General features: G+C 67.2%; 18 protein-coding genes. 9 read left to right on the top strand and 9 right to left on the bottom strand.

Annotated elements, in window-relative coordinates:
* Nucleotides 1-11 precede the first annotated feature (11 nt).
* From D3226_RS08390 to D3226_RS08360, 7 genes are all read right to left on the bottom strand, one after another.
* Nucleotides 12-464 (bottom strand): DUF3237 family protein, encoded by a 453-nt coding sequence (locus tag D3226_RS08390; RefSeq protein WP_202382065.1) that lies wholly within the window; start codon nt 462-464, stop codon nt 12-14.
* Nucleotides 461-1,708, bottom strand: a complete 1,248-nt coding sequence (locus D3226_RS08385; RefSeq protein WP_202382064.1) for a flavin-dependent oxidoreductase — start codon at nt 1,706-1,708, stop codon at nt 461-463. Before D3226_RS08385 ends, D3226_RS08390 begins: the two co-directional genes overlap by 4 nt.
* A gap of 24 nt (nt 1,709-1,732) precedes the next feature.
* On the bottom strand, nt 1,733-3,355 hold the full coding sequence (locus D3226_RS08380; RefSeq protein WP_202382063.1) for a dipeptide ABC transporter ATP-binding protein: 1,623 nt from the start codon (nt 3,353-3,355) through the stop codon (nt 1,733-1,735).
* Nucleotides 3,352-4,218, bottom strand: coding sequence for an ABC transporter permease (locus D3226_RS08375; RefSeq protein ID WP_202382062.1), 867 nt, complete (start codon nt 4,216-4,218; stop codon nt 3,352-3,354). The genes D3226_RS08380 and D3226_RS08375 overlap by 4 nt, the downstream gene beginning before the upstream one ends.
* Nucleotides 4,215-5,171: an ABC transporter permease gene (locus D3226_RS08370; protein WP_202382061.1), complete on the bottom strand. Its 957-nt coding sequence runs from the start codon at nt 5,169-5,171 to the stop codon at nt 4,215-4,217. The genes D3226_RS08375 and D3226_RS08370 overlap by 4 nt, the downstream gene beginning before the upstream one ends.
* A gap of 63 nt (nt 5,172-5,234) precedes the next feature.
* Entirely contained in the window at nt 5,235-6,878 is a 1,644-nt protein-coding gene (locus tag D3226_RS08365; RefSeq protein WP_337248939.1) for an ABC transporter substrate-binding protein, read from the bottom strand.
* A gap of 93 nt (nt 6,879-6,971) precedes the next feature.
* Nucleotides 6,972-8,627, bottom strand: a complete 1,656-nt coding sequence (locus tag D3226_RS08360) for an amidohydrolase (RefSeq protein WP_202382060.1) — start codon at nt 8,625-8,627, stop codon at nt 6,972-6,974.
* A gap of 170 nt (nt 8,628-8,797) precedes the next feature.
* Between D3226_RS08360 and D3226_RS08355 the strand changes: the two genes are divergently transcribed.
* Complete coding sequence (locus D3226_RS08355; protein WP_237462580.1) at nt 8,798-9,508, top strand: TetR/AcrR family transcriptional regulator; 711 nt, start codon at nt 8,798-8,800, stop codon at nt 9,506-9,508.
* Between the two features lie 24 nt (nt 9,509-9,532).
* Here D3226_RS08355 and D3226_RS08350 read toward each other — a convergent pair whose 3' ends face one another.
* On the bottom strand, nt 9,533-10,147 hold the full coding sequence (locus tag D3226_RS08350; RefSeq protein WP_202382059.1) for a TetR family transcriptional regulator: 615 nt from the start codon (nt 10,145-10,147) through the stop codon (nt 9,533-9,535).
* 107 nt (nt 10,148-10,254) lie between these two features.
* Here D3226_RS08350 and D3226_RS08345 point away from each other — a divergent pair, with 107 nt between their 5' ends.
* The 8 genes from D3226_RS08345 (at nt 10,255) to D3226_RS08310 (ending at nt 19,441) form a co-directional block, all read left to right on the top strand.
* Nucleotides 10,255-11,316, top strand: coding sequence for a phosphotransferase enzyme family protein (locus D3226_RS08345; protein ID WP_202382058.1), 1,062 nt, complete (start codon nt 10,255-10,257; stop codon nt 11,314-11,316).
* A complete protein-coding gene (locus tag D3226_RS08340) occupies nt 11,313-12,593 on the top strand; it encodes an aspartate aminotransferase family protein (RefSeq protein ID WP_202382057.1) in 1,281 nt (426 codons plus the stop codon). Before D3226_RS08345 ends, D3226_RS08340 begins: the two co-directional genes overlap by 4 nt.
* 90 nt (nt 12,594-12,683) lie before the next feature.
* Nucleotides 12,684-13,646 carry an AraC-like ligand-binding domain-containing protein gene (locus D3226_RS08335; RefSeq protein WP_202382056.1) on the top strand — a complete coding sequence of 321 codons (963 nt, stop codon included), beginning with the start codon at nt 12,684-12,686 and terminating at the stop codon, nt 13,644-13,646.
* A 253-nt stretch (nt 13,647-13,899) separates the two neighbouring features.
* On the top strand, nt 13,900-14,727 hold the full coding sequence (locus D3226_RS08330; RefSeq protein ID WP_202382055.1) for a MoaF C-terminal domain-containing protein: 828 nt from the start codon (nt 13,900-13,902) through the stop codon (nt 14,725-14,727).
* A 49-nt stretch (nt 14,728-14,776) separates the two neighbouring features.
* Entirely contained in the window at nt 14,777-15,961 is a 1,185-nt protein-coding gene (locus D3226_RS08325; RefSeq protein WP_202382054.1) for an ABC transporter substrate-binding protein, read from the top strand.
* Nucleotides 15,962-15,991: 30 nt separating this feature from the next.
* On the top strand, nt 15,992-16,999 hold the full coding sequence (locus D3226_RS08320) for a branched-chain amino acid ABC transporter permease (protein WP_337248938.1): 1,008 nt from the start codon (nt 15,992-15,994) through the stop codon (nt 16,997-16,999).
* A complete protein-coding gene (locus tag D3226_RS08315) occupies nt 16,986-18,749 on the top strand; it encodes a branched-chain amino acid ABC transporter ATP-binding protein/permease (protein WP_202382053.1) in 1,764 nt (587 codons plus the stop codon). Before D3226_RS08320 ends, D3226_RS08315 begins: the two co-directional genes overlap by 14 nt.
* Nucleotides 18,746-19,441 carry an ABC transporter ATP-binding protein gene (locus tag D3226_RS08310; protein ID WP_202382052.1) on the top strand — a complete coding sequence of 232 codons (696 nt, stop codon included), beginning with the start codon at nt 18,746-18,748 and terminating at the stop codon, nt 19,439-19,441. Before D3226_RS08315 ends, D3226_RS08310 begins: the two co-directional genes overlap by 4 nt.
* Before the next feature lie 80 nt (nt 19,442-19,521).
* On the opposite strand, the gene D3226_RS08305 is transcribed toward D3226_RS08310, so the two are convergent.
* On the bottom strand, nt 19,522-20,331 hold the full coding sequence (locus D3226_RS08305; RefSeq protein WP_202382051.1) for a glucose 1-dehydrogenase: 810 nt from the start codon (nt 20,329-20,331) through the stop codon (nt 19,522-19,524).
* Nucleotides 20,332-20,467: the final 136 nt, after the last annotated feature.

The raw sequence follows: 20,467 nt of genomic DNA, 5'->3' as shown, positions 1-20,467 counted from the left end.
GGCGCGAGTGATCAGCCCACCCGAAACACGGTATGCCGCACCGCGTTGGCCTCGCGCGCACCGTCTGCGAGGAACACGGCGTCCTGCAGAGCGGCCCACGTCGCTGACGCCGCCTCGAAGCGGAGCACGGCCCGAAAGTACACGCCGTCCGGCGTCGCACGCCGAATGCCACTGGCGTGAATGCCGATCAGTTCACCGGCGTCAGTGCGCGCCTCGTAGCGCGCATCGATTTCGACCGTGCCGTCCGCGCGCACGAGTTGCCGGTCCGAGCCACCGGGGAGCACCGCAGCCCGGAGGCCCGCGAACGATTCCCCGATTCCGAGCAGCGTGCCGCCCAGAATCGGGGTGACACGTCGTTCACCGTCGCGAGTCACCCCAAACGTGAGCGGAGCACCCAACGTGACCGCGATCTGACACGCTGGCTTGAGCGAGAGCGGCGACCCCGCGTGCGATGCGGTGATCACGCGCGCGGCTCGACGCTCAGCGAGGTGCGCTCATTCAGCTTCGCAGGATCGAATCCGGCGGCGCGCTTGTAGTCTGCGGCGATCGCCTCGAGCTCAGCCTCGGGAATCACGTCGTGGATGTGCGCGAAGCCCTCGGGAGCACGCTCACGCGCAAGCTGCATCACGCGCTCCGGCCCCGTTTGCCGGGTCATGTCGAGCAGTCGCGCGGTTGCTGGGCGCCGTGCGGCCTCGTACGTCGCGAGTGCGCTGTCGAGATCGGGATCGGGAGCAGCGCCAATCGCGTGCACCAGCGTGCGCGCATCGAGTGTGGCCTGCGAGCCACCGTTCGAGCCGTTCGGGTACATCGCGTGGGCGGCATCACCGAGCAGCGTCATCCGACCAAACGTCCACCGCGGGATCGCATCTCGATCCACCATGGGGTATTCGAGCAGCTCCTCCGCGCTTGCGATGATCGCCGGAATGTCCAGCCAGTCGGTCTCCCAGCCCGCGAAGAGCGCCGCGACCGGGCCGCGCTCCACCTGCCGGTTCCAGTCGGCTGACGGCGAACCTGCCACGCGCCGCTCGGCAATGAAGTTGATGCGCTGCCGCCCGTCCGCGAGCGGCGCGCCCAGCGGGTACGCCACAAACTTCTGCTCGGCATCTCCCATCATGAACATCGTGCGCCCACCGAGGATGGGATCGACGATGGCGGTGCCACGCCAGAGCGTGAGGCCGCTCCACACCGGCGCCCCTTCCTCTGGATAGCGCTGCGCACGCGCCGCCGAGTGGATCCCGTCGGCAGCGACGATGAGCTCAGCCGCAAGCGTGCGCTCACCGTCCGCGGTCTCGAAAGTCGCCCTGCGCCCATCCTCGGCCACCTCGACCAGGCGGTGCCCAAGCCGGATCACGTCGCCGAGCCGCTCTGTCACGAGGTCGCGCAGCAGCAACTGCAGCTTGCCGCGGTGCACGGAGAGTTGGGGCCAACGGTAGCCGGCCCGTGTGCCGCGCGGTTCCTCCCAGATCAGCTGCCCGCGCCGTGTGTAGTAGGCGAGCGTTTCGGGCTCCACGCCGAGTTCAGCCACCCGGTCAAGAACCCCCAGTTCGTCAAGCTCGCGCGCGGCGTGCGGCAGCAGGTTGAGCCCGACACCGAGGCCGCGGAACTCCGAGCTGCGCTCGGCGATGACGATGTCCGTGTGTCCGGCCGCGTGGAGACTCAGCGCGGTCATGAGCCCGCCGACCCCGGCCCCGATGATGAGCGTCTGCATGGTCGTGTCCTTGTGGTCCGTCGGTCAGGCCCAGGCTGGGCGCGGCACCGAGTCGATGAGCATTCGGGTGTAGTCGTGCTGCGGCGTGCTGAGCAGCGCCTCGGTCGGACCGCTCTCCACGATCTCGCCGCGACGCATCACGAGGGTCTCGTCGCACACCCGCCGCACCACGCCGAGGTCGTGGCTGATGAAGAGAATCGTCAGCCCCTGCTCCGCACGAACGCGGGCGAGCAGATCGAGCACCTGCGCCTGCACCGAGACATCGAGCGCGCTTGTCGCCTCATCCATCACGAGCAGTTGCGGCTCGATCGCGATCGCGCGCGCGATGGCCACGCGCTGTCGCTGCCCGCCCGAGAGGGTCCGCGGCAGCGCCTGCGCGTGCTCCGCCTGGAGCCCGACGTCGTCAAGCAGCGCGAGCGCCCGGCGCGTCGCTTCCGCCGGCGTCAGCCCGGTGTGCAACCGAAGCGTGTCCTCAATCGCGCGGCCCACAGGAATGCGGGGATCGAGCGAAAGGTAGGGATCCTGGAACACCATCTGGGCGCTGCGCGCGCGGGCCAGCCGCGCGTCCCGCCCCTTCGGCACCGCGGTGCGCTCGGCGCCGCCGATCCGCAGCACGCCCGAGTCTGCCTGCTCGAGCCCGATGATCATGCGCGCGAGGGTGGACTTGCCCGAACCGGACTCGCCCACGACGCCGAGGGATCCGCCGCGCGGGATCGTGAGTGACGCATCGCGCACCGCGTGCACCGCCTCGCGGCCACGCGGGTGGTAGGTCTTCGAGAGCCCCTCCACGAGCACCAGCGGGGAGTCGCCCCCAGCCGCGGCCGCACCCTCGGAGGCAACGCCGGCACGCGACGCCACAGTTTCCGCCGGGTCGACCTCGACGCTCGGCGTCGCCGCGATGAGCCGCTTCGTGTAGTCGGCGGTCGGCGCTGTGAATATCTCACGTGCGCCGCCCTGCTCGACGACGCTGCCGCCGCTCATCACGTACACGCGATCGCAGATCGAGGCGGCCAGGTTGAGGTCGTGCGTGATGAAGAGCATGCCCATGCCGCGCGCCGCGCGCTGCTCCTGGAGCACCTGGATGATCTCGGCCTGCGTGGTCACGTCGAGCGCGGTGGTCGGCTCATCGCAGATGAGCAGCTTCGGCTCGCTCGACAGCGCGCCGGCAATCATGACGCGCTGCAGCATGCCGCCCGAGAACTCGTGCGGATACTGTCCCAGGTGGTCCTCGGGTCGCGGGAGCCGAACGGCGCGAAGCAGTTCGAGCGCCTTGATGCGAGCCGCACTCGACGAGACCCCTTGGCACAGCCGCAACGACTCGGTCATGTGGTCGCCGATCGTGCGCATCGGGTTGATCCCCGCTCGCGGATCCTGGAAGATCATCGCCGCGCTCGAGCGTCGCACCGACAGCAGCTCGCGCTTCGAGGCGCCGAGCACTTCCCGGCCATCGCAGCTCACGCTGCCCCCGGTGATCGCCCCGCCGGGAAGGAGACCGAGCACAGAGCGCGCGGTGAGCGACTTCCCCGAGCCGGACTCCCCCACGAGGCCAATCGTTTCGCCTGCCTCGACGCGAATCGAGATGCCGTCGAGCAGGCGCTTGCCGTTCGGCAGGTCAAGGGTCAGGTCTTCGATGTTGAGCAGTGTCATGCGGACACACCCCCTCCGATTCGTTCCGAGAGTTCCTCGCCGATGATGTTGACGGCAACCACGACGATGACAACCGCGATCGCCGGCACCACCGCGGGCAAGAAATGCCCGCCAGCGATGCCTGGCTGCGCCTCGTTGATCATCGCGCCCCAGTCGGCCGTGGGCGCCTGGACACCGAGGCCCAGGAAGGAAAGGCCAGCGAGCTCGGCGAGCACGTAGCCGAAGTTGAGCGTCGACTGCGCGCCGACGATGGGCACGACGTTGGGAAGCACGCGTCGAAGCGCGATCCAGGAGCCGCTGAAGCCCTGCACCCGGTACGCCGCAACGTATGGACGGTTGCGCTCGGCGGTGATGAGCGAGCGCGTCAGGCGTGCGACGAAGGGCGCGTAGGCGAGGCTCATCGCGATGACCGGGGCGACGAGGCCCTTGCCGAACAGCGCGACAGCCATGATCCCGATCAAGAGCGCGGGGAACGCGAAGATCACGTCGAAAATGCGCCCGAGCACGGCGTCGACCCACCCGCCGCGCCACGCGGCGAGGAGGCCGAGCAGGATGCCGACGATCGTGGAGAACACGACAACGAGCAGCGGGCCAAGGAGCGCGGTGCGCGCGCCCCAGATCATGCGGCTGAGGATATCGCGGCCGAGACCGTCGGTGCCCAGCCAGTGGGCGGCGGTCGGCCCGCCGTTGAATGCCATGAAGTCGACCGCGTCGGGGTCGTAGGGAGCAACAAACGGGGCGAGTGCCGCGGCGAGCGTCACTGCGCCGAGCACGATCACGCTGGACAGAAAGAGCCAGCTCGAGCGTCGCACTCGCGGCGCGCGCATCACGCGCACCGCGGTCGTGGGATTAGGGATCGTCATCGCGCATCAGCTCCTGCGGCGGCACGGGGGTCAATGAGGGGTTCGAGCAGGTCGACCACAGCGTTCACCACTACAAAGGCGGTGACGACAAGGAGGACAATCATCTGCACAACCGGGAAGTCGAGTCGGTCGACCGACTGCACGAGCAGCGAGCCCAGCCCCGAAATACCGAAGGCGGACTCAACGATCGTGCTCGCGACAAGCAGACCCGCGACAAGCAGGCCGCTCACCGTGACAATCGGGCCGATCGAGTTTCGGAAGACGTGGCGGCGGATCACCGTGCCGCGCTTGATTCCGCGGCTCAGTGCGACCTCGACGTGTTCGCGGCCGATCTGTTCGACCATGGAGGACCGTGTCACCTTGCCGATCAGCACGACGAAGGAGATGGCCAACGCGAGGGAAGGCAGGAACAGGTGGTACACCGTGTCCCAGAAGCCGGTTCCCGAGCCGAAGGTCGGGAACCACCCGAGCGTCACGGCAAACACCGAGATGAGCACGATGGCCCCAACGAACGAGGGGATCGCACCGAGCACCGTGAGGAAGATCAGCGTGGCCCGGTCGGCAAGCTTTCCCTTGTTCAGCGCAGCGATGACGCCGGAGCTGATGCCCACGATCGCGATCATCAGGCCGGCCATGACGACGAGCCCCAGGGTGACAGACAGGCGGTCGCCAATGACCGTCGATACATCCTGACGGAATTGCAGGGAGCGGCCGAAGTCGCCCCGGAAGATACCGAACAGCCAGTTAAAGTACTGCTCCCAGGGGGGCAGGTTGAGTCCATACTGCTCAGTCACCGCGGCAACCGCTTCCGGGCTCGGCTTCCGCCCGCGCAAGAGGAACCGGACGGGATCGCCCGGAACGATAAAGCGCGAGAAGAAGACGAGCAGGGAGGCGAGAAACAGCGTGAGCAGGAGCGCACCCAGTTTGGATGCGATACGGCGCACGTACATCATCGTCGTTTCTCCGATCAGGGTTTCGGGCGGCGGCGTGCTGCCGCCGCCCGAGACGGGGTGAGGTTAGCGGGCGCCCAGCGTTGCGGCCCACGGGTAGTAGAGGAACGCGATCGACGGCGAGAGGCCAGTGACTCGTTCCCCGAGGTACATCGCGTTCGGCACTGCGGCGAGTGGCAGCCAGGGCAGTTCGGCGTTGGCGAGCTGCTGCGCCTGCGCGGTGAGCGCGCTGCGCTCCTTGGGATCCATCGTCGAGACCGCGTCGGTGACGAGCTGATCGAACTCCGGGTTCGACCAGTTGCCGTAGTTGCTGAACTCACCGGTCCGCAGCACCGAGTACATCTCGAGCGGGTCTGGGCTCGAGAGGTACCAGACCGTGTAGAAGAGGTCGACGCCCTCGCGCGCGGCCGGGTCCGAGAAGAGCGTGGTGTAGGCGGCCGGGGTGACCGTGTTGATCTTCGGCTCGAGCCCGATGGCCTTCGCCGCGGCCGCGGTGGCCTGCGATACAACTGCAAACTCCTGGTTAATCGGCGCAGTGGCGATCGTGATCTCCTGACCGGTCGCGCCGGCCTCCTCAATCAGCTGTTTGGCGGCCTCGATGTCGAAGGGGTACGCCTCGATGTCCGTGAACGCGGCCTGTGTTGCCGCAGGGTCACCATCGGCCCACACCGACTCGGTCGTAAACACATCCGTGGGCTCGCCCACGCCGCTCGTCATTGCCTCGAGGATCCCCTGCCGGTCGATCGCCATGAGGAGCGCTTTGCGCACCCGCGGGTCGCCGAGCGGCCCCTCTAGGTTCGACACCACCAGGTTCGAAACCGCAGTGTTCATGCCGAAGAGCACGTCGCCCTTGCCAGCGTCCTCGAGATTCCGCGCGGCATCGAGTGGCAGCACCCAGCTGCCATCCGCCTCGCCCGATTTCAGTGCATTGGTGCGCGCAGTCGCGTCCGCCATGAAGACGAAGTCGAACTTCTCAGACTTCGCCCGCAACCCCGCATCCCAATACCCATCAAACCGACTCAAAGAAATCTTCTCCCCCGACTTCCACGAATCAAACCGGAACGGCCCCGTGCAATTCACCCCACCAGACGAATTCCCATAATCCGCACCCGCCGCAGCAAGCGTCGCAGCCGACTCCACCACACCCGCAGAACCCCCCATCCCCAAATTGAACTGAGAATCCGGGATCTTCGTCGTCACCGTCACCTCAAGCGGCCCCGTCTCCTCAATCGACACCACGTTCTGGTACACACTCGCCCACGACGACCCCACCGCAGGATCCACATGACGCCGCATCGACGCCACCACATCCGCAGCCGTCAACACCGCCCCATCATGAAACTGCACCCCATCACGAATCTGATAGACCCACGTCGTCGGCGTCGGATTCGCAAACGACTCCGCAAGCCCCGGCGACAACGAAAAATCAGGATTCAACCGCAACAACGACTCACACACATTCGCGAGCACCTGGTTATCCGCGTAATCAAACGCATACGCATAATCCAACGAGAACGGCTCCGCGTAACTCGCCCACGTCACCTGATCAATCTCACCCGACGGCGCCGCCGTATGATCCGTCACCGACCACTCGATCGGACCAGCAGAGGTGGCGCCGCCTGAACAGGCGGTGAGGGTAACGCCTGCGACAGCGAGGCCCGCGATGAGCGCGGCGCCGCGGGCGCGGCTCCGCTTCGAGAGTGTGAACACCAGTGTTCTCCTTGGGTGTGGGTGCAGCGCCAGGCGCGTGCGGGGATGAAAAGGTGAGGAAATAGCGGAAAGAGTGGATCAGGCCGGGACGCGCTATTCGGCGCGTGCGTAGACGAGGTCGCCCTCGATCCAGGTCTCCCGGACGCGTGCGGTGTGCAGCGCTTCGGGATCCAGATCGAACGGGTTGGGCGAGATAACCACCAGGTTCGCGAGATAGCCCTCGCGGATGCTGCCTGTGTCGTGGTCTCGATGGTTCACGTACGCCGTGCCGGAGGTGTATGCCGCGAGCGCAGTGCTGAGCGCGAGCTGCTGCGTGGCTCCGCCGAGCGGCTCCGCATCAATCTCGGGACCGACCCGTGTGACACCGATGTGGATCGCGGCGAGCGGGTCCGCCGTCGAGACGGGCCAGTCGCTGCCGGCAGCGAGGCGGGCGCCGCCGCGCTCCAGGTCACCGAACGGGTACTGCCGGTTCACGGCTCCGTCTTGCAGGAACGGGAGTGTGAGCGTGTCCAGTTGCTCCTCATGCGTAGCCCAGAGCATCTGCATGTTGGCCGTTGCGTCGACCTCGGCGAAGCGCTTCGCGTCCTCCTCGGTGACCACCTGGAGGTGGGCGAGGTGGTGGCGCGCATCGCTCACGCCATTTGCGGCACGAGCCGCAGCCACCGCGTCGAGTGCGTCGCGCACGGCGCGATCCCCGAGCGCATGGAAGTGCACCTGCATGCCCGCGGCGTCGAGCTGGGTCACCGCCGCCTCGAGAATTTCGGGAGCGATAAAGGAGATCCCGTGGTTGCAGGTGCTGTGTCCCTGTTCGTCGAGGTACGGCTCAATCATTGCGGCGGTGAAGTTTTCGGCGACCCCGTCGACCATCATTTTGACGGTGCCGAGCGAGAAGCGATCTGCCGTTCCGCTCGCCTCGCGCGTGTCACGACGAGCAATCTTTTCGGCGATCTGCTCGATCCCCCGATCACGCTCCCACCACTGGGAGCCGACCACGTGGACTTTGAGGGTGCCCTCGTCAATTGCGCGCTCGTATGCTTCGAGTGTGCCGGCGCCCGGCCCGTCTGCACCGACCCAGGCGTCCTGCCAGCCGGTGATGCCCTGGGCGATCAGGTCATCCTGTGCCCGCAACAGACCACGGTAGATGAGCTCTTCCGAGAGCGCCGGCTTCACGTGATCGAACAGTGCTCCAGCGCCCTCGTGAAAGGTGCCGGCGGGGAAGCCGTCGGCTTCGCGCTCGATGCGTCCGTCCTCGGGGTCCGGCGTCTCGGCGTCGAGCCCCGCCGCGCGGATCGCCGCGGTGTTTGCCCACGTGCTGTGGTGGTCACGGCTCATCAGCAGCACCGGGCGATCGAGCGTCACCGCGTCGATGAGCCCGCGCGTTGGCGCACCTCCAGGGAAGTGGTCCATGGACCAGCCACCGCCCAGAATCCAGGGCTCCGCCGGTGCGGCCGCCGCATACTCCGCGATCAAGCGCACGGCATCCGCCGCGTTCTCCGACGCGGTCAGATCGCACTGCAGCGATTCGACACCGCCGCTGATCGGGTGGATGTGCGCGTCTTGAAACCCGGGCGAGAGGAGGGCCCCCGCCAGGTCGACCCTGCGGGTATCCGGTCCGGCCAGCGCCTCAGCATCAGCTTCGGGCACCACCGCGGTGATGCGACCGCCGGTCACCGCGACGGCGACACCGCGCTGCGGTTCCCCGCTCCCGGTGAAGACGGCCCCTCCGATGAACAATACTTCGCTCGGCATCTCACTCCTTGTTCGACTTTGAATCGGAATGAGATGGAGCGTACGGGAGAACGGCCACCTTTGTCAAAGCCTTTGACAAAGGTGGTGTCACCGTGTTTTTCTAGCCCGCCGCCCACAATGCCCCGCCTCCCGCACGAGATGCTCTACGCTGGGCCGAGGGAAGGAATCGAATGACCACGACGCCCGCCACCGCACCAACGCGAGGCCGGTCCGGCGCACGAAAGGTGCGCCTCGACGTCGACATGATCGTCGCCGCCGGCCTCGCTGTTGCCGCCGAAACCCGATCGAACGAGTTTTCGGCAAAGGCTCTGGGGCTGAGCCTCGGAGTGGACCCCTCCGCGATTTACCGCCATTTCCGCAGCAAAGGCCACCTGATGGAGGTGCTCCTCGACGAGCTGCACGTTCGCGCCCTCGCGACAATCGAGGCCCCGGCCGAGGACTGGCGTGGTCGCGTGATAGAGCTCGCCGAGGGAACACTGCGCGAATACGCTGCGCACCCGTCCATCGCCGCCGAGGCAATGGTGCTGACCACACACGGACCGGGCGAGCTCGGGGCCATAGAGCTGCTTCTCGATTCACTCGACCGCGCTGGGCTCCCACCCGCCGACGTCGTGCAGCACTACGCACTACTGTCGTCGTACATCCTGTCGACCGCCTCTGGAATCGCCCGCGCGCGCATCGAGAGCGGTGAGCTCGACCCGTCCCCGGAGACCTCGCCCTGGTTTGATGGCCCCATCCTCGCCGACCCGCGCACGTATCCACAGATCGCGCGGTTCACCGGCCCCCTCGCTGATCTCGAGGACCGCAAGACGTTTATGCTCGGCGTCACAACGCTGCTCGACTCCGCCGAGCAGACCGCGGGGCGGGCCGCGGGGCGCTAGGATCCCGCACAGGCCAGTCCTCGATCAGGACGCGGCGGGTCCAAGCCCGGCCACCAGGCGAGCGAACGCCGCAGTCACGACGTCAGGGCGACTCCCGCCGGCAACGCGAATGGCCCCCTCACGGAGGGCACCCACGAGCAGCACCGCGGTCGCAGCCGGATCCACATCGGGAGCCACCTCACCACCTGCGCGCGCGGCCTCGAGGTCTCCCTCGATCATCGCGACACTCGCACCCGAGCCGATTCCGCGCTCCGCCCCCGACACAATCAGCGTCGGGCCAGACACATTGAAGAAGTGTCCCAGCTTCGGGTCTGCGGCGAGCGCGATCATTTCGTGCGCGTGGGCCGAAAGGCGCCCGCGCCAGTCGGCCGCACCCGAGACCGCGGCACGCGTGCGCGCAACGAGGTCGGTGCCGAGCCGCGCGTACGCTGCACGAAGCAGCTCATCGCGCCCGCCCGGGAAGTGTGCGTAGACCGTTCCCCGAGAGATGCCAGATTGCGCGGAGACGCGGTCAATCGTGGCGGCTTCGAGCCCATCACTTGCGATGACCACGAGCACTGCATCGACCAGTTCCTGGCGGGTGCGCGCTTGCCGCCGTTCGCGGAGCGTCGTTCCCGGGGCAGCAGTCTCTTCGGTCACACGCTCAGTCTAGAGCCGAACTCGAGCCTTGTGTACCTGGAATCCATTTTCTATACTCTGAGTATAGATTTGGCGATGCCGCCGACTCCCCTGCACAAAGGAGCCCCATGAGCGACCACGAGCGCGCCGTCGCGATCGAACTGGCCCGCGCCGCCTTGCCCCTGTACGAGCTGCCCACAGACATCCCACTCACCCTGCTGAAACAGCGGGAAAACGTTGTTTTCGCGCTCAGCTCGGGAGGTCGCGAGTACGTCTTGCGGGTGCACCGCCGCGGGTACCACTCGGACGCGGAGCTCGCGTGCGAGCTCGACTTCGTGCGCGCGCTGTCCACTGAGGGCGTCGCCGTGCCGCACTTCATCCCAGCCCGCGACGGTCTGGGGTTCTGCGTGGTCGGCGACGATCACCCCGCGGGCCCGCACCAGGTGGATCTCCAGCTGCGCATCCAGAACTCGGGCAACTTTGGCGACGAGCGCACCGCCGTCGCGGGAACCGCGGAACTCTCCCCGGAGGACTTTCGGGAGCTCGGTCGCCTGACCGCCGAAGTCCACGCCGCGAGCGTCCGCTCGGGCTACACGATGGCGGTGCCGCGCGACGACTGGGACATCGAGGGCCTGGTCGGCGACGACCCCGCGTGGGGCGACCCGCTTCGACTCGCTGAGCTCGACGGCGACGATCTCGACACGGTGCGCCGCGCGATCGTCCGTATTCGCGAGGTACTCACCGCCTACGGCACGCCACAGCACCGCTTTGGTCCGATCCACGCCGACCTCACACCAGAAAACGTGCTGCGCACACCGGCAGGGCTCGTGCTCATCGACTTCGACGACTTCGCGGCAGGGTGGCACCTCTTCGACCTCGCCACAGCGATCTATTTCTTCACCCCACACCCGCGGGCGACCGAGTACCGCGCGGAGCTCTTCGCAGGCTACGAGTCCGTGCGCCCACTCGACAAGGCCGATCACGCGGCCTTCCCCGCGATGCTCCTGGCCCGCGGACTCACCTACCTCGGCTGGGCAGCCGATCGGCGCGGGGAACCAACCGCCGAGTGGCATGCGACCGAGGTACTCCCCCACGTGGTCCGCCTCGCACGGGAGCTTCTCGCGGACACCGCTCCCCGCACCACCTCGCCCCTGAAACACGACGCACCACCCGCCACGGAGAAGCCATGACCACGAACGACGCACTCATCGCCCGCCGCGCCCGCACCATCGGCCCGTACTCACCGCTCTTTTACGACGAGCCCCTCCACTTCGTGTCCGGCCAGGGAGTCTGGCTCACTGAGGCATCAGGCGCGCGCTTTCTCGACGGATACAACAACGTGCCGCATGTTGGCCACGCGAACCCCCGCGTGGTGCAGGCGCTCACCGAGCAAGCGGCGTGCCTCAACATCCACACGCGCTACCTCAATGAGCGCGTGCTCGACTACTCGGAACAGCTCCTCGCCACCTTCGCCCCGGGCCTCGACCGGGTGCTCTACGGCAACTCGGGATCGGAGGCGAACGAGCTCGCCATCCGCATTGCGCGCCAGCTCACTGGTGCGACCGGCATGCTGGTCTCCGACTATAGCTATCACGGCACAACGATTACCCTCGCTCAGCTGACCACCGGCCTCCGCACCCGCGAACCACTCGCCCCGCACGTGCGCGCGATCCGCGTACCCGACCTCGACTCCGACCCGCGCCCCGCGGAACTCGTACTCGCCGCCGCGCTGCAGGACGTCGACGACGCGATCGCCGAACTCCAGGAGGCGGGCTTCGGCCTTGCCGCGAGCCTGTTCGACCCACTCTTCTCGACCGAGGGCATGGCGCGTGTGCCGGAGGGCTACGTCGCGGGCCTCGTTGACCGCGTGCGCCACGCCGGCGGACTCGTGATCGCGGACGAAGTGCAGAGCGGTTTCGGCCGCACGGGCAGCCACATGTGGGGGCACGCATGGGCTGGCATGGATCCCGATCTGGTGACCCTGGGAAAGCCGATGGGCAACGGCCACCCCATGTCCGCCGTCGTGACCAGCGAGCGCGTGCTCGACGAGTTCGGTTCGCGGAACGAGTTCTTCAACACGTTCGCGGGAAACCCGGTGTCGGCCGCCGTGGGCCAGGCTGTGCTCGACGAGATGGCTGCGGAACAGCTGATGGCCCGCGCCGAGCGCCTCGGCACGGAGGCCCGGAGTGCGTTCGACTCGCTCGCGACGCGCCACGACTTCGTGAGCGCGGCGAAGGGCGTCGGCATGTTCCTCGGGCTCGAGTTTGCGCTCGACGGCCACCCCGCGCCCGAGCTCGCGAAGCAGGTGGTCGAGGGCGTGAAGCGCCGGGGCGTGCTCATTTCGCGCATCGGGCGCCACGAGAGCGTGCTGAAGGTTCGCCCGCCGCTCGCGTTCGGCCACGCCGAACTTCCCGCACTCCTCGGCGCACTGGGCGAGGCACTCGACGAGGCAAGTTCGACGCTCTAGGGTGTAGTCTCTGGGCACAGGGTGGCAGCGCGGCTCCAGATGTGGGCCCTACACACACGCCACCGCAGCGACGCAGTGAGGTGATGAGGCATGCAGACGGCCCAGCCGCAGCGCGCGTCCGATCCGGGACAGCGCCCCACACACGTTGACGGGCTTGCAGACTTCCGCACGCTCGTCAGCTCGGCCTTTGTGCCACTCAAGATCACCACCGAGCGCGACGAACCCTTCGCAGCTCGCTCCGCTTCAGCGCAGGCCGACGACGTCGTGTTCACGGAGATCGCCGCGCGCCCGCACCTCGTTGAGCGCACCCCCGAGAACATCGCGGATGGTGGCAGTGGCTACTACAAGGTGAGTTTGCTGCTCGCGGGCTCCAGCATCCTCGTGCAGGATGGCCGCGAGGTCATTATGCGGGCGGGCGACCTCTCGGTGTACGACACCTCGCGCCCCTACTCACTCCTCTTTGGTGAGGATTTCCGCAACCTCATCATGATGTTCCCGAAGGATCGGCTGGAACTGCCCATCCCCTTCACAGAACAGCTCACCGCGGTGTCGCTGAGTCAGGCGCACCAGGGCCTCGCCTCGGTGGTCTCCGCCTTCCTCGCGCAGTTCCCCGCGCAGCTCACCCCGCTCGACGACCGGGTGCGCACCAAGCTTGCGCACACCAGCCTCGATCTGATGGGCACGCTGTTCTCGAGCATTCTCGATGCGGATCCTGCCCAGCGTGATCCCCACCAGATGCTGCTCCAGAAAATCACAACATACATCGAGCTTCACCTTGCTTCGCCGGAGCTCTCCCCCGGCACGATTGCTGCGGCGCACTATATTTCGACGCGGCACCTGCACGCGTTGTTCCGGCAGGCCGAAACAACTGTTTCGACGTGGATCCGCGAGCGCCGACTGGAGCGCTGCCGCACCGACCTGCTCGACCCCGTGCTCGCAGACCGCACCGTTGCCGCGATCGCGAGCCGGTGGGGCTTCGCGGACGCCGCGCACTTCAGCCGCGTGTTCAAGTCCGCGTACGGCGTCTCCCCGAGCGAGCTGCGCCTCAGCTAGGCCGGCGCACGCTCCCGCACCACCTTCGGAGCGCCGGGCGCTTTCTGGCGTGGCCGCAATCATTCCGTGATGCGAGTTGACTCGCAGAGCACGGGCATTGATTCTGACGGCAAGGCCGCCCTCGATGTGGTGCGGGAAATCTATACGCTGCGTACAGTTCTGAGCGAAGGACGGGCAGCGTTGCCCGGCAGGCTCGAGGATGGGCTGGGCCACCGCTGTCTGCAGTTTCGTGCGACACAAAGGAGTGGACCCGATGACCCAGACACGCAGCGACGACCTCACCGCGGCCGATCCGAGCGAGTGGCGCAGCTACGACGAGTTCGCCGCGGGGATTGACACGTTCCGTCTGCCCGACACCTCGCTCGCGGGTGTGGCGCTCACGCTCACCTTGGAGGACGGCAGCGAGCTTGCCTTCGAATTCGGCGCGGACGAGGTGGCGTGGAGCGGCACCGGAGCGCTTGCGACCGCTTCCGAACATCACGACCCGTACGAGGCGGTGCGTGTGCGCGACGACGTCGTGTTCGTGCACCTCCCGCTCAGCTCCCGTGAGCACGAGGCCCTCACGATCGTGTACTCCGACACCTCGCACCGCGCGCTCGTCACACGCTCTGAGATCGGACCGGCGGACAGCGTGGGCGTCGATGGGGATGAGCCGCGCGTCTCGCAGACGTTCTGGTCGGCCGTGACGGGCGGCGGCGTGCCCAGCGGTGAGATTCCCGGCCCGTCACGCGATCTGATCGGCAAGCGCAACCTCTACCGCTACAGCCCCTTCCACCTCTACGAGCACGTCTACATCTCGAGCGAGCGGTACGCCTGGCAGTGCGTGCAGGGCGTGCAGCGCGGCCACTGTGACATGGACATGTCGACGGTGTGGAAGTTCGAGGACGGGCTCTACCTGTTCTGCTTCCGCGAATTCCGCATCGCAGTGGCGAGTGTGTGGCTGCACGATCTCGGCTATGCGCTCCGCACCACGGGCGCGTTCCTGGGCATCAACGGCGCAGGAGAAGCCGAGCACTCTCGTGCGGGCGGCTACATCTATCCGATCGGCTCGGTCGACTACCCCGACGTTCAGCCGGTGTAGCTCGGCACGCCCCTCCCAAACATTTCGTTCCCTTTCGAAAGGACCCCTCATGAAATCACGCATTCTCGGCGCCGCGGCACTCACCGCGGTCGCCGCCCTGGCCCTCAGCGGCTGCGCCGGCAGCGGCGGAACCGGTGGCGGCGACGGCGCCCCCATCAAGATTGGCTCCGTCAATACCCTGAGCGGCGCAGCCACCTTCCCCGAAGCGAGCGCTGCTGCGCAGGCCGTGTTTGATCGCGTCAACGCCGACGGCGGTGTGAACGGCCACCAGATCGAGTACAAGACCGTCGACGACAAGGGGGACCCCGCGTCGGCGACGGCCGCAGCGCGCGAGCTTGTCGGCAGCGACGAGGTCGTCGCTCTCGTGGGCGGCGCCTCGCTCATCGAGTGCGAGATCAACCAGGATTACTACACGCAGGAGAGCGTGCTCTCGATGCCCGGCATTGGCGTGGACACGGGCTGCTTCAACTCCCCGAACATCGCCCCGGTGAATCTGGGCCCGTTCAACGACATGACCCTCACCCTGCTCAATGGTTCCGAGAACCTCGGGCTCGACGACATCTGCGTGCTGCTCGAGATTGCGGGATCCACGAAGCCCGCGTACCTGGCCGGCGTTGAGAAGTGGACCGAGATCACGGGCAAGAAGCCGCTGCTTGTCGACGACAGCCTGCCCTACGGTGGCTCGGACTACACGCCCTACATCGTGAAGGCGAAAAACGCGGGCTGCAAGGCCATTGCGGTGAACTCGATTGAGCCCGACGGCATCGGCCAGGTCAAGGCTGCTCAGTCGCAGGGGTGGGACGACGTCTCCTTCCTGCTGCTCACCGCCGTGTACAGCGAGAACTTCGCCTCCGCGCTCGATTGGACGGGCGCGGGCGTCCACGTTCCCGCCGAGTTCTACCCGTTCACCGATGACAACGAGATCAACGCCGACTGGAAGTCGCTGATGGAGGAGAACGACATCGCGCTCACTTCGTTCAGCCAGGGGGGCTACCTCGCAGCGATGAACTTCGTTGAGGTGCTCACGGGCATGGACGGCGACTACACGCGCGAGTCCGTTTCGAAGGCCCTCCATGACATGGCCCCGATCGAGAGCCCGATGGTGGCGTTCCCGTACCAGTTCGACAAGATCGCCGCGCAGGACTACACCCCCGGCGGCTGGCCGGTCGTCCTGAAGTCGGGCACGAAGGCCTGGGAGAAGGCCGCGGAAGACTGGCTGCTCCCCGCCAGCTAACTCCCCGCGAGCGAGTTCTCCTCGGGTGAGGTGCCCGCGAACTCACTCCCCGCAGCGCCCGGCGCGGCAGTTGCCGCGCCGGGCGCCACACCCATCGTCTTCCACGCAGAGGAGTCTCATGCGCTTTTTGTCCCCTTTCTCGCAGCGCCGCGGAGCCTCCGCATGAACGGTGGCGCGCTTCTGCAGGGCGCCCTCGCGGGCCTTGCCTCCGGCGGTCTCTACGCGGTCCTCGCGGTCACACTCACGCTCATGAGCCGCCTCGTCCGAGTCGTGAACTTCGCGCAGGCCGCCACGGGCATGTTCGCGGCGTTCGCGGCCGTGTGGTGCGCGAGCTCGCTCGGGCTTCCCGTGTGGGCGGCCACGATCCTGGGCGTCGTCATCGGCGCCGCGCTCAACGGCGCGATTGGCTGGATCGCCGCGACGTGGCTCTCGGAGGCATCCGTGACGCTCCGATCCGCGATGACTGTCGCCCCACTCCTCATGCTCATCTCGCTGTCGTTCATCCTGTTCGGCAACAAGCCGCAGCCGTTCGCGCCGATTCTCCAGGGGCCCGCATTCACTATTGCGGGCGTGGTGGTGAGCTGGGTCACCGTCGTCATGGTGCTCCTCGCGGTGGTCGTCGCTGCGGGCTGCGCGATCTTGCTCCGGCGCACGACCGTGGGCACGCAGCTGCGCGCGCTCTCCGAGCGCCCCACGACCGCTGAGCTGATCGGGATCGCGGCCAAGCCGCTGTCGATAGGCGTCTGGGCGGTCACCGGCGCAATCTCGGCGATCACTGTGATGGTGATCGCCCCCTCGCAGTCAAACGATGCGATCAGCCTGTCGATGCTCATCATCCCGGCTTCTGCTGCGGCGCTGCTCGGCGGCTTCCGACGTCTCGACCTCGCGGTGGTTGGCGGACTACTGCTCGGGGTGATCTCGGGAGTCGTCGCGCAGATCCCAGCGGTCTCCTTCGTCCGCAACTTCATCCCGTTCCTCTTCATTGTCGTGTTGCTGCTCTGGTCGCAGCGGAAGGAGGTGTGGGATGCTGCTCGCTAATCGCCGTCTTCGCACAGTCCTGCCCATCGCTATCGCCGTCGCGGGGGTCGCCCTCGCCTGGGCGCTCAGCGTCGGCTTGTCTGGCTATTACGTCTTCCTCGGCATCAGCGCGCTGACCGCGATCATCGCCGTGCTCGGACTCGGCGTGGTCACCGGCTCAGCCGGGATCATTGCGCTGTCTCAGCTCACGTTTGCCGCGATCGGTGCGTGGGTGGTGGCCTGGCTCAGCACGAACGAGGCGCCGGGCGGCTTCATCGTCTGGCTCCTCCTCGGCGGCCTCGCCGGCGGCCTCGCGGGTGTGCTCATCGGGCTCCCCGCGCTCCGTCTGCGCGGGGTGAACCTCGCAGTGGTCACCCTTGGCTTCGCTGCAGCTTTCGATGTGATGCTTGTACAGATTCAGTTCCCCGGCTCGGTTGACGGCATTGCCGTGACGCGCCCGGGCGCCTTCTCCAGCGACCGCGAGTACTTCTTCTTCGCGGCGATCGTGATGATCCTGTGCGCCCTGATCGTCTCGTGGCTGCAGGGCAGCCGCATGGGGAGCGGGTGGAAGGCGGTCGCATTCTCCGAGCGCGGCACCGCCGCGGTGGGGCAAAGTGTGTCTGCCGCAAAGCTCTCGGCGTTCGCGGTGAGCGCGGCGCTCGGCGGAATCTCGGGCGGGCTCCTCGCCGGGCAAGTGCAGCTCCCCTTCGCCTCGAGCTTCGCGCCGCTGCAGTCGCTCGCGCTCTACATCCTCGCGGTGATGAGCGGCGCGTATCTCATTGACATGGCGATCTTCGGTGGCATCCTCTGGGTCGTCGTTCCCGAGCTCCTCAAGAAGTGGGGGGTGCCACAAGACTGGGGGTTCGTCGTCTTCGGTCTGCTGGGCATTCAAGCGCTCACGAGCGGGTCGAACCTCGGCGAGGGCATCCGCAGCGTGCTCCGCAGGCGGGCAACTCGGCGCGCTGCCGCAGCCGCGGCAGCAGCACCCCCGGAGGTGGCAACGAGCGTGCTCGACGTGTTCGCTGTGCCCGAGGCCGCCGACCCTGTCCCGGCCGACGCTCCCCCCGTCCTTGAGGTCTCCGAGCTCACCGTTCAGTTCGGCGCGCTCACGGCACTCGACCACGTGACGCTTGCGGTGCGACCGCGCAGCATCATGGGCCTCATCGGCCCCAACGGTGCGGGCAAGTCCACCTTCGTCGACGCGGTGAGCGGGTTCCTTCCGCAGCACACCGGCCGCACGCTGCTGGACGGCGCGGACATCAGCACGCTCTCCCCCGTGCAGCGCGCACGGCGCGGCCTGCGGCGCACGTTCCAGCAAGATCGGGTACCGCCGCAGCTCACCGTCGAGGCCTACGTGCGCTTTGTGGCGCGCCGTCGTCTCGATCACGATGAGCTCGCCGATGCGCTCGCGTTCCTGGGCTGTCCGCCGCCGGAAACCCCGCTGACCGTCGTGGATGTGGGAACGCGCCGCCTCATCGAAGTTGCCGCTGCAGTACTCGCAGGCCCTCGCCTGCTCATCCTCGACGAGCCGGCCGCCGGGCTCTCGCACGAGGAGCATGTGCAATTTGGTCACCGACTCACACGGATTCCATCACGCTTCGATACCGCGATTGTGTTGATCGAGCACGATCTCGATCTCGTGCGCACGGTGTGCGGCGAGCTCACCGTCCTCGATTTTGGCAAGGTGCTCGCTCAGGGCCCCACCGCCGAAGTACTCGATACCCCCGCCGTCATCGCGGCGTACATGGGAGATGCGGAGGTCAACTCATGAGCGAACTCCAGCTCACCGGAGTCACGGTCGCACGCGGCGCAGGCCCGGTCGTTTCTGATGTCGATCTCACGCTGCGCGCCGGCGAAGTGCTCGCACTCGTGGGACCGAACGGCGCGGGCAAGACGAGCCTGCTCGAGTCGGTGTCGGGAGTGATCCCGCACACCGCGGGCGAGATTAGCGTCGACGGCGATTCGGTTGCGCGACGCACACGCGTCCAGCGGGCACGCGCCGGAATTGCGCACATCGAGCAGGGGCGAGCGATCTTTCCGTCGCTCACGGTGCGCGAGAACATCATGCTCACGGCCAAGAGCGAGGCGGTGCTCACCGAGGTGCTCGCTTCGTTCACCGAACTCGAGAAACGCATCGACTCTGCGGCGGTGCTGCTCTCCGGCGGTGAACAGCAGATGGTGGTCCTCGCGCGCGCGTTCGCTTCGAAACCGCGTTTCCTGCTCATCGACGAGATGTCGCTCGGCCTCGCACCGGTGGTGTTTATGCGACTGCTTCCCGTCATTCAGAGCATCGCGCACTCTGGCGTGGGCGTGCTGCTCGTCGAACAGTTCACGCACCTCGCGCTCGGCATCGCCGACGAGGCGATGGTGCTCGCAAGCGGGCGCGTGAGCCACCCGCAGGGGGCGGCAGATGCGCTTGCGGCAGATCCCGAGTTGCTCCGCACCGCGTACCTCGGCGGGTAGCTCCGGGAGAACGAGCGGAGGCCCGCACCCCATCGGGTGCGGGCCTCCAACGTGTACGCGAGGTCACGCGGCGCGAACGGCTACGCCACGTCGGCATCCGGCGTGCGCACACCGAGCGCGAGCGCCTCGTTCAGTTGCACCGGATCACCCGCGGCCGAACCGCCGTCGACGAGGTACTCGCCGCCCGTAAGGTAGCTCGCGTCCGCCGACGCCAAGAACGCGACGAGGGTTGCGACCTCCTCAGGCTTTCCGGCGCGGCCCAGCGCAGCAAATGGGAAGTGGTCGGCGGCTGCGCCGAGGTCACCGATCATGGGGGTGAGGATCGTACCCGGGTGCACCGAGTTCACGCGAATGCCGTGCGGCCCGAGCTCGAGCGCGGCGGAGCGGGTCAGACCGCGCACGGCGAACTTGCTCGCCGAGTAGGCTGTCGCGTTCGCTTGGCCTTGGATGCCCGCGAGCGAGGAGATGTTGATGATGGAGCCGGATCCCTGCTCGCGCATGCTTGGCGTGACCGCCTGCATTCCGAGGAAGACACCGCGGACGTTCACCGCAAGGATACGATCGAGCGCGTCGACCGTCTCCTCAGAGAGCGGCAGCATCCGAAGAATGCCGGCGTTGTTGACGAGGGTGTCGATGCGCCCGTGGCGCTCGAGCGTGTGGTCGATGACGCGCGCCCAATCCTCGGGCTTCGTCACGTCATGCGGCACAAAGCTTGCGCGCTCGCCGAGGCGCGCCGCGAGTGCCTCGCCGGCTTCCACGGCGAAGTCTGTGATGACGACGGACGCGCCGCGCGCAAGAAAGAGCTCGGCCTCCGCCGCACCCTGCCCGCCGGCACCACCCGTGATGATGGCAACGTTGTCGTGAAGAGGGGCACTGTTCTGCTGAGTCATGGCATATCCCTTCCGGCCCAGCCGTCGGTCGCCTGGACCTCAGGTCCACTTTATCAGCGCTTGAATCCCTGATCAGGATGCACTTTCTCAGCACACTCTGCTACACATCTCACTGGACCTCACCTGCCGGCGCGCG

The sequence above is a fragment of the Leucobacter chromiireducens subsp. chromiireducens genome (genome assembly GCF_016758255.1).
GTDB lineage: Bacteria > Actinomycetota > Actinomycetes > Actinomycetales > Microbacteriaceae > Leucobacter > Leucobacter chromiireducens.
Note: the sequence above shows the minus strand (reverse complement) of the source record. Positions and strands in the feature narration are given on the sequence as shown.

Excerpts from the sequence above, each read along its gene's own strand:
- D3226_RS08385 (WP_202382064.1), bottom strand. The coding sequence starts at position 1,708 with ATGCAGACGCTCATCATCGGGGCCGGGGTCGGCGGGCTCATGACCGCG.
- D3226_RS08380 (WP_202382063.1), bottom strand. The coding sequence starts at position 3,355 with ATGACACTGCTCAACATCGAAGACCTGACCCTTGACCTGCCGAACGGC.
- D3226_RS08375 (WP_202382062.1), bottom strand. The coding sequence starts at position 4,218 with ATGACGATCCCTAATCCCACGACCGCGGTGCGCGTGATGCGCGCGCCG.
- D3226_RS08370 (WP_202382061.1), bottom strand. The coding sequence starts at position 5,171 with ATGATGTACGTGCGCCGTATCGCATCCAAACTGGGTGCGCTCCTGCTC.
- D3226_RS08360 (WP_202382060.1), bottom strand. The coding sequence starts at position 8,627 with ATGCCGAGCGAAGTATTGTTCATCGGAGGGGCCGTCTTCACCGGGAGC.
- D3226_RS08355 (WP_237462580.1), top strand. The coding sequence starts at position 8,798 with ATGACCACGACGCCCGCCACCGCACCAACGCGAGGCCGGTCCGGCGCA.
- D3226_RS08345 (WP_202382058.1), top strand. The coding sequence starts at position 10,255 with ATGAGCGACCACGAGCGCGCCGTCGCGATCGAACTGGCCCGCGCCGCC.
- D3226_RS08340 (WP_202382057.1), top strand. The coding sequence starts at position 11,313 with ATGACCACGAACGACGCACTCATCGCCCGCCGCGCCCGCACCATCGGC.
- D3226_RS08335 (WP_202382056.1), top strand. The coding sequence starts at position 12,684 with ATGCAGACGGCCCAGCCGCAGCGCGCGTCCGATCCGGGACAGCGCCCC.
- D3226_RS08330 (WP_202382055.1), top strand. The coding sequence starts at position 13,900 with ATGACCCAGACACGCAGCGACGACCTCACCGCGGCCGATCCGAGCGAG.
- D3226_RS08325 (WP_202382054.1), top strand. The coding sequence starts at position 14,777 with ATGAAATCACGCATTCTCGGCGCCGCGGCACTCACCGCGGTCGCCGCC.
- D3226_RS08315 (WP_202382053.1), top strand. The coding sequence starts at position 16,986 with ATGCTGCTCGCTAATCGCCGTCTTCGCACAGTCCTGCCCATCGCTATC.
- D3226_RS08310 (WP_202382052.1), top strand. The coding sequence starts at position 18,746 with ATGAGCGAACTCCAGCTCACCGGAGTCACGGTCGCACGCGGCGCAGGC.
- D3226_RS08305 (WP_202382051.1), bottom strand. The coding sequence starts at position 20,331 with ATGACTCAGCAGAACAGTGCCCCTCTTCACGACAACGTTGCCATCATC.